General features: G+C 70.0%; 11 protein-coding genes and 1 riboswitch. Of the genes, 9 read left to right on the top strand and 2 right to left on the bottom strand.

Features of this window, described 5'->3' with window-relative positions:
- Positions 1 to 1,402, bottom strand: a 1,402-nt coding sequence (locus tag GL263_RS11135; RefSeq protein ID WP_323379345.1) for a cysteine desulfurase family protein, incomplete at its 3' end; no start/stop codon positions are given.
- 323 nt (positions 1,403 to 1,725) lie between these two features.
- Here GL263_RS11135 and ctaC point away from each other — a divergent pair.
- The 4 genes from ctaC (at position 1,726) to GL263_RS11115 (ending at position 6,215) form a co-directional block, all read left to right on the top strand.
- Complete coding sequence (gene ctaC / locus GL263_RS11130; RefSeq protein ID WP_182855467.1) at positions 1,726 to 2,691, top strand: aa3-type cytochrome oxidase subunit II; 966 nt, start codon at positions 1,726 to 1,728, stop codon at positions 2,689 to 2,691.
- Positions 2,688 to 4,427 carry an aa3-type cytochrome oxidase subunit I gene (gene ctaD, locus GL263_RS11125; protein WP_182855466.1) on the top strand — a complete coding sequence of 580 codons (1,740 nt, stop codon included), beginning with the start codon at positions 2,688 to 2,690 and terminating at the stop codon, positions 4,425 to 4,427. The genes ctaC and ctaD overlap by 4 nt, the downstream gene beginning before the upstream one ends.
- Complete coding sequence (locus GL263_RS11120; RefSeq protein ID WP_182855465.1) at positions 4,424 to 4,822, top strand: cytochrome c oxidase subunit 4; 399 nt, start codon at positions 4,424 to 4,426, stop codon at positions 4,820 to 4,822. The genes ctaD and GL263_RS11120 overlap by 4 nt, the downstream gene beginning before the upstream one ends.
- Positions 4,823 to 4,940: 118 nt before the next feature.
- The gene (locus GL263_RS11115; RefSeq protein ID WP_182855464.1) at positions 4,941 to 6,215 is read left to right on the top strand and encodes a L,D-transpeptidase; all 1,275 of its coding nucleotides are present in this window, start codon (positions 4,941 to 4,943) and stop codon (positions 6,213 to 6,215) included.
- 49 nt (positions 6,216 to 6,264) lie between these two features.
- Here GL263_RS11115 and GL263_RS11110 read toward each other — a convergent pair whose 3' ends face one another.
- Positions 6,265 to 6,669, bottom strand: a complete 405-nt coding sequence (locus tag GL263_RS11110) for a hypothetical protein (RefSeq protein WP_182855463.1) — start codon at positions 6,667 to 6,669, stop codon at positions 6,265 to 6,267.
- A gap of 293 nt (positions 6,670 to 6,962) precedes the next feature.
- On the opposite strand from GL263_RS11110, the gene ctaE reads away from it, so the two are divergent.
- From ctaE to trpD, 5 genes are all read left to right on the top strand, one after another.
- On the top strand, positions 6,963 to 7,574 hold the full coding sequence (ctaE, locus tag GL263_RS11105; RefSeq protein ID WP_182855462.1) for an aa3-type cytochrome oxidase subunit III: 612 nt from the start codon (positions 6,963 to 6,965) through the stop codon (positions 7,572 to 7,574).
- A gap of 74 nt (positions 7,575 to 7,648) precedes the next feature.
- On the top strand, positions 7,649 to 8,467 hold the full coding sequence (gene qcrC, locus GL263_RS11100) for a cytochrome bc1 complex diheme cytochrome c subunit (protein WP_182855461.1): 819 nt from the start codon (positions 7,649 to 7,651) through the stop codon (positions 8,465 to 8,467).
- Positions 8,464 to 9,534, top strand: coding sequence for a cytochrome bc1 complex Rieske iron-sulfur subunit (gene qcrA / locus GL263_RS11095; protein ID WP_182855460.1), 1,071 nt, complete (start codon positions 8,464 to 8,466; stop codon positions 9,532 to 9,534). The genes qcrC and qcrA overlap by 4 nt, the downstream gene beginning before the upstream one ends.
- Entirely contained in the window at positions 9,531 to 11,162 is a 1,632-nt protein-coding gene (gene qcrB / locus GL263_RS11090; RefSeq protein ID WP_182855459.1) for a cytochrome bc1 complex cytochrome b subunit, read from the top strand. The genes qcrA and qcrB overlap by 4 nt, the downstream gene beginning before the upstream one ends.
- Before the next feature lie 220 nt (positions 11,163 to 11,382).
- A complete protein-coding gene (gene trpD / locus GL263_RS11085; RefSeq protein ID WP_182855458.1) occupies positions 11,383 to 12,453 on the top strand; it encodes an anthranilate phosphoribosyltransferase in 1,071 nt (356 codons plus the stop codon).
- Between the two features lie 112 nt (positions 12,454 to 12,565).
- Positions 12,566 to 12,684, top strand: a riboswitch (SAM riboswitch).
- Positions 12,685 to 12,789 lie beyond the last annotated feature (105 nt).

Raw genomic sequence — 12,789 nt, 5'->3', positions numbered from 1 at the left:
GTACACGCCCTATCACCTTGGCGAGTTCGATGACCGGGAGCGGACAGCGCTTGCCGAGCGCGTCGACGGTCAGCCCCTCGCCCGCCGAGCGGATCCCGGCGCCGGCGTCCGGCACGCCCGCCTCGGAAGCCCCCGCTCCCGGAGTGCCGGAGTCGGCGGCCGCGGTCGTTTCCGGACTGTCCGGCTCCGGCGCGGCGTCGGAGGGTCCGGCACCGGTACCGGGGGCGCCCGCGCCGGGGACATCCGACCCCGGCGCGTCGAGCTGGGCCCGTACCGAGGCCACCACCTCGGGCAGCACCCGCAGGAACTCCTCGACGTCCGCCTCCGCCGTGCCCGGCGGCAGGGACACCCGCACGTTCCCCTCGGACAGCACACCCATCGCCCGCAGCACATGACTGGGTGTCAGCGTGCTGGAGGTGCAGGAGGAGCCGGAGGAGACGGAGAAGCCCGCCCGGTCCAGCCCCAGCAGCAGCGACTCGCCGTCGGCGTACAGGCAGGAGAACGTCACCAGGTGCGGCAGCCGGCGCACCGGGTCGCCGACCACCTCGCAGTCCTGCACCAGCCGCGGCACGGCCTCCCGGATCCGGTCGACCAGCGCCCGGAGCCGGGCGCCCTCGGCGGTGGCCTCCGCCCGCACCGCACGCAGCGACGCCGCCGCGGCGACGATCGCCGGCAGGTCGGGGAAGCCGGGCATGCGGCCGTACTCCCGCTCGTCCAGCGGGGGAGCGGGGGCGAACCGCACCCCCTTGCGGACCGCGAGCAGTCCGACGCCCCCGGGCCCGCCCCACTTGTGCGCGCTGGCCGCCAGCAGCGACCAGCCCGCCGGCGGCGCCTCCCAGGGCACCGACTGCGCCGCGTCCACCAGCAGCGGCACCCCGGCCGCCCGGCAGGCCTCGGCGACCTCGGCCACCGGCTGGAGGGTGCCCACCTCGTGGTTGGCGGACTGCAGACACACCAACGCGGCCGGCCCCTCCCCGCCGGGACCCTCCGCTGCGGACAGCAACTCCTCGGCCTCGGCCGGGTCGACGCGCCCGAGGCGGTCGACGCCGAGTTCGGTGACCGTGCCGCCGCCGGCCCGGTGGGCGTCGGCGGCGTGCAGCACGGCCGAGTGCTCGACCGCGGAGACCACCAGCCGTCGGCTCACCCGCCGACGGCCGGCCAACGCGCCGGCCACGGCGGTGTGCAGCGCCCGGGTGCCCGAGGGCGCGAACACCAGCTCGTCCGGGCGGCAGCCCAGGGACTCCGCCGCGCTCTCCCGCGCGGCGTCCAGCAGCAGTCGGGCCCGGCGGCCCTCCCGGTGCAGTCGTGCGGGGTCGGCCCACCCCTCGTCCAGGGCGGCGAGCAGCGCCTGACGGGCGACCGGATGCGGGGGCAGCGCGGAGGCTGCGTCGAAGTAAGCCACGCCACGACGCTAACTCCCCGCCACCGGCCCGCCCCCGACACGTCGACACGCCGACACGCCGAGGCGTGCGCCCGCCCGGAACGGCCGGCGTGTCGGCCTTCCGGACGGTCGTCGCGGGCCGGCCGAAGCAGGCCGCGGAACAGGGCCTTCCACCCCTTCGGACGGACCCGCGGCGCGTTAACCACCCTCCCCGCACGACCCCGAATAGCGTCCAGTAGGGTTTGGTCCGCATAAACATCCAAACCCTGCCCGCGCCAGGGTCGGCGCCCGGCCACCAAGGGCCGCGTCCGGCCGAGCGGGCGAGACTCTCGGGAAGGCGCTACGTGAGTCCCAACGGCTCCGACCGCTCGTCGCGGCGCCCGATGCGGCGGATCCTGCCGCAGGCGCTTGCCGCGGGCCTGGTCCTGGCGACCGCTACCGGTTGCACATCAGAAGACCTCCCCCGCCTCGGTATGCCGACTCCGGTCACTGAGGAGGCGCCGCGGATCCTCTCCCTGTGGCAGGGCTCCTGGGTCGCCGCCATCGCAGTCGGCGTGCTGACCTGGGGCCTGACGCTGTGGAGCGTGTACTTCCACCGGCGCTCCAGGACCAAGGTCGAGGTCCCCCCGCAGACCCGTTACAACATGCCCATCGAGGCGCTGTACACGGTCGTCCCGCTGATCATCGTGTCGGTGTTCTTCTACTTCACCGCGCGGGACCAGGCGAAGCTGCTGGAGACCACCGACAAGCCCGACCACGTGATCAACGTCGTCGGCTTCCAGTGGAGCTGGGCCTTCAACTACATCGCCGACGTCGACGGCGACGCCTCCACGGGCGACGCGGCGAAGTCCAAGGAACTCGACGCCATCCCGGACCGGATGCGCACGGCGTTCCCGGAGGGCGCGGAGGGCGTGTACGACTACGGCACCCCCGGCACCCGCAACCCGCAGAACAACAACCCGGGCCCGACCCTGTGGCTGCCCAAGGGCGAGAAGGTCCAGTTCATCCTGACCTCGCGGGACGTCATCCACTCCTTCTGGGTGGTGCCGTTCCTGATGAAGCAGGACGTCATCCCGGGCCACACCAACCGCTTCGAGGTGACCGCCACCAAGGAGGGCACCTTCATGGGCAAGTGCGCCGAGCTGTGCGGCACCGACCACTCCCGCATGCTCTTCAACGTCAAGGTCGTCTCTCCTGAGCGTTACCAGGAGCACCTGAAGGAACTTGAGCGCAAGGGCCAGACCGGCTATCTCCCGGCGGGCATCGCGCAGGCGGAATCGGCCAAGAATGCGGAGACGAACAACCCGTGAGCATCGTCAACGAATCCCAGGGCGTCCCTGAGACGCCCGACGCGCCACAGGGCGCGGCGCCGGTGCGGCGCAAAGCGCCGGGCAGCAAGGTGGTCGGTTGGCTGACGACCACCGACCACAAGACGATCGGCACGATGTATCTGGTCACATCGTTCGCCTTCTTTGTCATCGGCGGCGTGATGGCGCTCGTGATGCGCGCCGAACTCGCCCGGCCGGGCAGCCAGATCGTCTCCAACGAGCAGTTCAACCAGCTCTTCACCATGCACGGCACGGTGATGCTGCTGATGTTCGCGACGCCGCTGTTCGCCGGCTTCGCGAACTGGATCATGCCGCTCCAGATCGGTGCCCCCGATGTGGCCTTCCCGCGGCTGAACATGCTCGCCTACTGGCTCTACCTCTTCGGTTCGACGATCGCCGTGGCGGGCTTCCTCACCCCCAACGGCGCCGCGAACTTCGGATGGTTCGCCTACGCCCCGCTGAACGACGCGGTCCGCTCGCCGGGCGTCGGTGCGGACATGTGGATCATGGGCCTGGCGCTCTCCGGCTTCGGCACGATCCTCGGCGCGGTCAACTTCATCACCACGATCATCTGCATGCGCGCTCCGGGCATGACGATGTTCCGGATGCCGATCTTCACCTGGAACGTGCTGCTCACCGGTCTGCTGGTGCTGCTCGCCTTCCCGGTCCTGGCCGCCGCGCTCTTCGCACTGGAAGCCGACAGACAGTTCGGGTCCCATATCTTCGACGCCGCGAACGGCGGCGCCCTGCTGTGGCAGCACCTGTTCTGGTTCTTCGGCCATCCCGAGGTGTACATCATCGCGCTGCCGTTCTTCGGCATCGTCTCCGAGATCGTCCCGGTCTTCTCCCGCAAGCCGATCTTCGGTTACATCAGCCTCATCGCCGCGACGATCGCCATCGCCGGTCTGTCGGTGACGGTCTGGGCGCACCACATGTACGTGACGGGCGGCGTGCTCCTGCCGTTCTTCTCCTTCATGACCTTCCTGATCGCGGTCCCGACCGGTGTGAAGATCTTCAACTGGATCGGCACCATGTGGAAGGGCTCGCTGAGCTTCGAGACCCCGATGCTCTGGACGATCGGCTTCCTGGTCACGTTCACCTTCGGTGGTCTGACCGGCGTCATCCTGGCCTCGCCGCCGCTGGACTTCCACGTCTCCGACTCCTACTTCGTGGTGGCCCACTTCCACTACGTGGTGTTCGGCACCGTGGTGTTCGCGATGTTCGCCGGCTTCCACTTCTGGTGGCCGAAGTTCACCGGCAAGATGCTCGACGAGCGGCTCGGCAAGATCACCTTCTGGACGCTGTTCGTGGGCTTCCACGGCACGTTCCTGGTGCAGCACTGGCTCGGCGCCGAGGGCATGCCGCGGCGTTACGCGGACTACCTGAACGCCGACGGCTTCACCGCGCTGAACACGATCTCCACGATCAGCTCCTTCCTGCTCGGCATGTCGATGCTGCCGTTCTTCTACAACGTGTGGAAGACGGCCAAGTACGGCAAGAAGATCGAGGTCGACGACCCGTGGGGCTACGGCCGTTCGCTGGAGTGGGCGACCGCCTGCCCGCCGCCGAGGCACAACTTCGTCACCCTGCCGCGCATCCGGTCGGAATCCCCGGCGTTTGATCTCCACCACCCGGAGATCGCCGCGCTCGACCAGGCGGAGAACCAGACGCAGGCGGAGCTGGCCGGCGCCACGAACGGCAAGGAGGCCGGCAAGTGAAGATCCAGGGAAAGATGTTCCTGTGGCTGAGCGTCTTCCTGCTGGCCATGGCCATCGTCTACGGCCTGTGGTCCAAGGAGCCGGTCGGCACCACGGCCCTGTTCCTGTCCTTCGGTCTGGCGATCATGCTCGGCTACTACCTGGTGTTCACCGCGCGCCGCGTGGACACCGGTGCCGGTGACAACAAGGACGCGGACGTCGCCGACGACGCCGGTGAGCTGGGCTTCTTCAGCCCGCACAGCTGGCAGCCGCTGGCGCTGGGCGCGGGCAGCGCCCTGGCGTTCATGGGCGTCGTGTTCGGCTGGTGGCTGCTGCTGGTCGCGCTGCCGGTGATCCTCGTCGGCCTCTTCGGCTGGACGTTCGAGTACTACCACGGCGAGAACCAGAACCAGTGATCCGTTGATCATCTGATTCGGCATCAGTCAAGGGTCACCCCCGGAGTGTCGTCCGGGGGTGACCCTTTTGGGTCAGTACAGCGCGCCGCCTTGACTTCGCGTCCCTAGCGTTGGGGCCATGAGGAACGGGACAAACGGAACGCGCCGGGCCGCCCTGGGATGCGCCCTGCTGGTGCCAGTCATGTCGCTGACCGCGTGCGGCGGCGGCTCCTCCCATCCGTTGGCCGCCGACCCGTACGACGCCGCGGGACACGTCGGCGTCAGCGCCGGTGGCGCCCCCGCCGACAGCCGGCCGGTCGACCCGGAGAAGGCCGTCGAGATCACCGCCGAGGGCGACAACGGCCAGCTCACCGACGTGACCGTCACCGACGAGCGCGGGCGCCACCTCGCCGGTGAACTCTCCGCCGACGGCCGCCGCTGGCGCAGCACCGGCGCCCTGGCGGCCGGCGCCACGTACACCGTCCGGGTGAGTACCGAGAACCGCTCCGGGCGCCCCGGGCGCGGCACCCTCACCTTCGACACCGCGACCGCCACCAAGGCCAGGAAGCTCCGGGTGGAGTTCGGGCCGGAGAGCGGCACCTACGGCGTCGGACAGCCCGTCACGGCCGAGCTGAGCCGGGCGGTGAAGCGGCCGGAGGAACGCCGCATCGTGGAGGCGGCACTGCACGTGCGGTCGACCCCGAAGGTGCGCGGCGCCTGGCACTGGGTCGACGACAAGAAGCTGCACTACCGCCCGAAGGAGTACTGGCCCAGCGGCGCCGCCATCACCGTCGAGTCCACGCTGGCCGGCCTCAAGGTCCGCGACGGCCTCTACGGGGCGCGCAGCCAGAAGCTGAAGCTGCGCACCGGCGACCGGGTGGAGGCGGTGGCCGACGCGTCCTCACTGGAGATGACGGTCAGCCGCAACGGCGAGGTGGTGCGCACGATACCCATCACCACCGGCAAGGCCGGCTTCCGCACCCGCAACGGCACCAAGGTCGTGCTCGGGCAGGAGTCGTTCGTCCGGATGCGCAGCACCAGCATCGGCATCGGCGCCGGCAGCCCCGACTACTACGACCTGCCGGTCTACTGGGCCACCAGGCTCACCTGGAGCGGGGAGTACGTGCACGGCGCGCCCTGGTCGTCCGGTTCACACGGCTGGGCGAACGTCAGCCACGGCTGCACCGGCATGAGCACGGAGAACGCCCAATGGGTCTTCAACACCTTCCGCCCCGGCGACCTGGTCACCCACACCAACACCGAGGGCACCGACATGGCGCCCTTCGGCAACGGCTTCGGCGACTGGAACCTGAGCTGGGAGAAGTGGCTGGAGGGCAGCGCCCTGCACGCCCCGGCGAAGAACGGCGGCGACCACCCCGAGGCGGCCAAGGCCCGCCTGCGGCCCTCCCTGTGAGCCCGCCGGCCCGCCCTCGGGCGGCCCGGCGGGGAGCCCTCCGGGGCCCTCAGGCGGCCCGGCGCTGCTCCACCCCGCGCAGCAGCCCGGCCAGCGCCTCCGAGACGGCCACCGGGTCCAGCGGGTGCGGCACCACCGCCTCGGCGCGGCTCCAGGTCGCCAACCAGGCGTCCGTGGCCCGGCCGATGAGCAGCAGCACCGGCGGGCTGTCGAAGATCTCGTCCTTGATCTGCCGGGCGATGCCCATGCCGCCGGCCGGCGTCGCCTCACCGTCCAGGACGCACACGTCGACGCCGCCGGCCTCCAGGGCGCTGAGGACGGCCGGCATCGTGGCGCACTCCAGGTACTCCACCGCCGGCACGTCGGAGGCGGGGCGGCGGCCGGCGGCCAGCCGCACCTGCTCGCGGGTGTTGGCGTCGTCGCTGTAGACCAGCACCGTGGCCGTCGGCTGCATCGTTCCTCCGCGTTGTGTGGTCGGATCGTGATCGGAACGTCCAGGACCCACGGCGCGCCGACGGGTCCGCGGGCCGGGGGCGTCTCGTCCGCTCTTCCGCCCGGCCCCGGGGATCCCGTGCGCACCACGGGCACCGGCTCGGATGCTACTCCCTCCCACGTCCCGTCGACACCGCTTGGAACCACCCGGTCGGCGGCCGTTCGACCAGCCGTTCCCGCAGCGCACACCGGCCCAACACACCGAACGGGACCCCCCGAAGTGAGTACGGAATAAGCGACCGACATAATGTCGGCGTGGCGACAGCAACAGCAGTAGAAACCGGGCACGCGCACCCGTCGGTCAACCGGCCGAACCTCACCAGCGTCGGAACCATCATCTGGCTGAGTTCCGAGCTGATGTTCTTCGCGGCCCTCTTCGCGATGTACTTCACCCTGCGATCGGTGATGGGAGCCGAGTACTGGGCCGAGCAGTCAGAAGCGCTCAACCTGCCGTTCGCGCTGACGAACACCACGATCCTGGTGCTCTCCTCGCTCACCTGCCAGCTCGGCGTCTTCGCCGCCGAGCGCGGTGACGTGAAGAAGCTCCGCTCCTGGTTCGTGGTCACGTTCGTGATGGGCGCGGTGTTCATCGGTGGACAGGTCTACGAGTACGCCGAGCTGGTCAAGCACGAGGGGCTGACCCTCTCGTCCGACCCCTACGGCTCGGTCTTCTACCTGACGACCGGCTTCCACGGCCTCCACGTGACCGGTGGCCTGATCGCGTTCCTGTTCGTCCTGGGACGGACGTACATGGCGCGGCGGTTCACCCACCACCAGGCCACCGCAGCCATCGTCGTGTCCTACTACTGGCACTTCGTCGATGTCGTCTGGATCGGCCTCTTCGCCACGATCTACTTGATCAAGTAGCACCGGCGGACGCCGGACCACCACAGACACTGCCAGAAGCATCGACGCAGAAGATCCTGACACCGGGGTAATCCGTGAAAAAGCTCTCCGCACGACGGCGCCATCCGCTGGCGGCGATCGTCGTTCTACTCTTCGCGCTGGCGGCCACCGGGGGGCTGTACGCCGCGTTCGCTCCTGCCGGCCAGGCCAAGGCCGAGCAGTCGAACCTCTCCCTCGACATCGAGGAGGGCAAGAAGCTCTTCGCCGTCGGCTGCTCCAGCTGCCACGGCACCGGCGGCCAGGGAACCTCCGACGGGCCGAGCCTGGTCGGCGTGGGCGCCGCCTCGGTCGACTTCCAGGTCGGCACCGGCCGCATGCCCATGCAGGCGCCGGGCGCCCAGGCGCCCAAGAAGCCCAAGGTCTACACCGAGGAGGAGACCCGGCAGCTCGCCGCGTTTGTCGCCTCGCTCGGTGCCGGACCCGAGATTCCCAAGCCCGAGCAGTACAGCATCAAGGGCCTGACGGGCGAGGAGATCGCCGCCGGCGGCGACCTGTTCCGCCAGAACTGCGCCCAGTGCCACAACTTCACCGGTGAGGGCGGCGCCCTCACCAAGGGCAAGTACGCCCCCAACCTGGCCGACGTGGATCCGAAGCACATCTACGAGGTCATGGAGACCGGCTCCCAGGCGATGCCGTCCTTCCCCGAGGGCATCATGCCCGAGAAGGAGAAGCGGCAGATCATCGCCTACCTGGACCAGGTCAACACCTCCGAGACGGAGAACCCGGGCGGCTACGGACTGGGTGGCTTCGGCCCGGTCAGTGAAGGCCTCTTCGCCTGGACCATCGTCCTGGCCCTCCTCATCGGCATCACCGTCTGGGTCGCGGCCCGGAACGCCAAGGCCAGGAAGTCATGAGTAGCGAACACGGATCCGAGAAGAACGTGTCTGACGACGACAAGAGCCTGCCCGAGACGCAGGACACCGCGGCCGGCGGCGAACTGGAGAAGCACCCGTTCGCCGACCCGGGACTCCCGCACCACGAGCCGCGCATCCAGGACATCGACGAGCGGGCCGCCAAGCGGTCCGAGCGCGTCGTCGCCCTGTTCTTCACCATCTCGATGCTGGCCACGGTCGCCTTCATCGTGTCGTTCGTGGTCTTCCCGATCGACAAGATCTTCTACCTGTGGCCGCTCGGCCACATCAGCGCGCTGAACTTCTCCCTCGGGCTGAGCCTGGGCGTCGCGCTGTTCGCCATCGGCGTCGGCGCGGTCCACTGGTCGCGCACGCTGATGGACGGCACCGAGCTGGTCCAGGAGCGGCACCCGATCGACAGCACCCCGGACGAGAAGGCCGCCGCGCTGGCGACCTTCGCCAAGGGCGCCGAGGACTCCGGTCTCGGTCGGCGCAAGCTGATCCGCAACACCATGTTCGGCGCGCTGGCCCTGGTGCCGCTCTCCGGTGTGGTGCTGCTGCGCGACCTCGGCCCGCTGCCGGAGGACAAGCTGCGCCACACCATGTGGCGCAGGGGCCTGAAGCTGATCAACATGAACACCAACGAGCCGCTGCGGCCGGAGGACATCACGGTCGGCTCGCTCTCCTTCGCCAAGCCCGAGGGCCTGGAGGAGGGCAGCCACGACTTCCACCGGGAGATCGCCAAGGCCGCCCTGATGCTCGTCCGGCTCGAGCCGGGCGACATCAAGGACAAGCAGGAGCTCGACTGGTCCCACGAGGGCATCGTGGCCTACTCCAAGATCTGCACGCACGTGGGCTGCCCGGTCAGCCTCTACGAGCAGCAGACCCACCACGTCCTGTGCCCCTGCCACCAGTCGACGTTCGACCTCTCCGACGGCGCGCGCGTGATCTTCGGCCCGGCCGGCCACCCGCTGCCGCAGCTGGCGATCACGGTGAACGACGAGGGTGAACTGGTGGCGCGAGGCGACTTCGCCGAGCCCGTCGGCCCGAGCTTCTGGGAGCGCGGATGAGCAAGACCAACGCGAGCGGCCGGAGCAAGGCGCCGGGCGGCGAGCGGATCGCCGACTGGGCCGACGGACGCCTGGGCATCTACAAGGGTGCCAAGAAGAACCTGAGAAAGGTCTTCCCCGACCACTGGTCCTTCCTGCTGGGCGAGATCGCGCTCTACTCGTTCATCATCATCATCCTGACCGGTGTCTACCTCACCATGTTCTTCAAGCCGAGCATGGCCGAGGTGCACTACCACGGCAGTTACGTCCCGATGCAGGGCGTGATCATGTCGGAGGCGTACGCCTCGACGCTGGACATCAGCTTCGACGTGCGCGGCGGTCTGCTCATGCGGCAGATCCACCACTGGGCGGCGCTGATCTTCCTGGTCGCGATGTTCGTCCACATGATGCGGGTGTTCTTCACCGGCGCGTTCCGCAAGCCGCGCGAGCTGAACTGGCTCTTCGGCTTCCTGCTGCTCGTGCTCGGCATGTTCACCGGCTTCACCGGCTACTCGCTGCCCGACGACCTGCTCTCCGGCACCGGTGTCCGCTTCATGGAAGGCGCGATCCTCGCGGTCCCGCTGGTCGGCACCTACCTGGCGATGTTCCTGTACGGCGGCGAGTTCCCCGGCACGGACATCATCCCGAGGTTCTTCACCTTCCACGTGCTGCTCCTGCCGGGCATCATGCTGGGCCTGGTGGTGGCGCACCTGATCCTGGTCTTCTACCACAAGCACACCCAGTACCCGGGTGCCGGCCGCACCAACAACAACGTCGTCGGCTTCCCGCTGATGCCGGTGTACATGGCCAAGGCGGGCGGCTTCTTCTTCCTGGTCTTCGGCCTCATCGCGATCATCTCGGCGACGTTCACCATCAACGCCGTCTGGGTGCTCGGCCCCTACCGACCCGACCTGGTGTCGACCAACGCGCAGCCCGACTGGTACATGGGCTTCTCCGAGGGGCTGATCCGTGTCATGCCGGGCTGGGAGTGGGTCATCCCCACCGGGCACACGCTGAACTTCGGTGTGCTGGTACCGCTGATGATCTTCCCGCTGGTGCTCGCCTCGATCGCGGTCTACCCGTTCTTCGAGGCCTGGGTCACCAAGGACAAGCGGGAGCACCACCTGCTGGACCGCCCGCGCAACGCCCCGACGCGCACCGCGTTCGGCGCCGCGTGGATCAGCTGGTACTTCGTGATGCTGGTCGGCGGTGGAAACGACCTCTGGGCGATCCACTTCGACCTGTCGATCAACGCGATCACCTGGTTCGTGCGCATCGGCTTCTTCGTGGTGCCGGTCCTCGTCTTCATCGTCACCCGCCGCATCTGCCTGGGCCTCCAGCGCAGGGACCGGGAGAAGGTGCTGCACGGCCGCGAGACGGGCATCATCAAGCGCCTGCCGCACGGTGAGTTCGTCGAGGTCCACGAGCCGCTCTCGCCGGAGCAGCTGCACTACCTCACGCAGCACGACCAGCCGAAGCCGGCGGAACTGCCGCCCGCCGTCGACGAGAACGGCGTCGAGCGGAAGGTCGGCCGCCTGGAGAAGCTCCGGGTGAAGATCAGCCAGGGCTACTTCGGCCCGAGCGGCCAGATCCCCAAGGCGACGGCCGAGGAGTACAAGGCGATCCAGAGCGGCCACGGCCACCACTGACCGCCCACCGGGCAGCGCCCGGTACTCCGCAGAAGGTCGCCACAGCCTGGGCCCCGTCCGACACCCGGACGGGGCCCAGCGCCGTCTCCGCCACCTCGGTAGGGTGGCTGCTGCCGGAGCACGGCGGCACGAACCTGCCGGTCCGGCGGGACGACCCACCGGCACGGCGGTACGAGCCGCCGGCCACCACCCCACGGAACGACCACCAGGAGCGTGAGCGATGAGCGCCGTTACCCCCGCAGGAGGCGACACCGTGGCGGACCGCTCCTGGCCCGGGATCCTGAGCACGCTGCTCGCCGGCGGGAACCTCGACGCCGGGGCGACCGGCTGGGCGATGGACCGCATCATGCGCGGCGAGGCCACCGACGCGCAGATCGCCGGCTTCGCGATGGCGCTGCGCGCCAAGGGCGAGACGGTCGAGGAGGTCACCGGCCTGGTGCGGGCGATGTACGCGCACGCCAACACCATCGAGGTACCCGGCCCGACCGTGGACATCGTCGGCACCGGCGGCGACCGGGCGAAGACGGTCAACATCTCCACCATGTCCGCGATCGTCGTCGCCGGCACCGGAGCCACCGTCGTCAAGCACGGCAACCGGGCCTCCTCCTCCGCCAGCGGCGCCTCGGACGTACTGGAGAAACTCGGCGTCAACCTGGAGCTCTCACCCGGACGAGTGGCGGAGGTCGCGGGGGAGGCGGGCATCACCTTCTGCTTCGCCGTCAAGTTCCACCCCGCGCTGCGGCACGTCGCCGGCGCCCGCCGCGAGCTGGGCGTGCCCACCACGTTCAACTTCCTCGGCCCGCTGACCAACCCGGCGCGGGTGCGAGCCCAGGCGACCGGTGTCGCCGACGCCCGCATGGCGCCCATCCTCGCCGGCGTGCTGGCCGAACGAGGCACCTCCGCCCTGGTGTTCCGCGGCGACGACGGACTCGACGAGCTGACCACCACCGGCACCTCCACCGTCTGGATCGTGCGGGACGGCCAGGTGCGGCGGGAGTCCTTCGACCCCCGGGACGTGGGACTCGAACTCGTCCCGATCGAGGCGCTGCGCGGCGCGGACGCCGCCCACAACGCGGACGTCGCCCGCCGGCTGCTGGACGGCGAGCGGGGCCCCGTGCGGGACGCCGTCCTCCTCAACTCGGCCGCCGCCCTGGTGGCGCTGGAGCCGGCGGACGACGGGCGTACGCTCGCCGAGCGGCTGGCCGCCGGCATGGCCGAGGCGGCCGAGTCGGTGGACTCCGGCGCCGCCCGGGCCGCCCTGGAGCGATGGGTCGCCGCCAGCCACGCGTAGGCCCCACCTGACGCGCCGGACTCGCCGGACGGGCCCCGAGGTACGTACCTCGGGGCCCGTCCCCGTCCGCGCGGTCGCACCCGCCGCGCGGGATGTGGCATACTCGCGGCCAGGTCACGAGTGACAGCGACCACGGCCCCGGCCCGCTGTCCGGCAACCCTCCTTCCGTGGCGGGGTGCCCCGGGTGATGACCAGGCCGCACGACAGCAAGGTCTGCGGCAAGCGCGGTCGAGGGAGTCCATCTCGTGGTTCGGCGAATGTCCTAGGGCGTCACGCCCCGCCTCCGGTTCCCGCCCTTCCCGGCGAGCCCCCTTTCCCCGTCGAGCGGCCCGTGCC

Origin of the sequence: Streptomyces durbertensis (assembly GCF_014156695.1) — a bacterium.
Lineage (GTDB): Bacteria > Actinomycetota > Actinomycetes > Streptomycetales > Streptomycetaceae > Streptomyces > Streptomyces durbertensis.
Note: the sequence above shows the minus strand (reverse complement) of the source record. Positions and strands in the feature narration are given on the sequence as shown.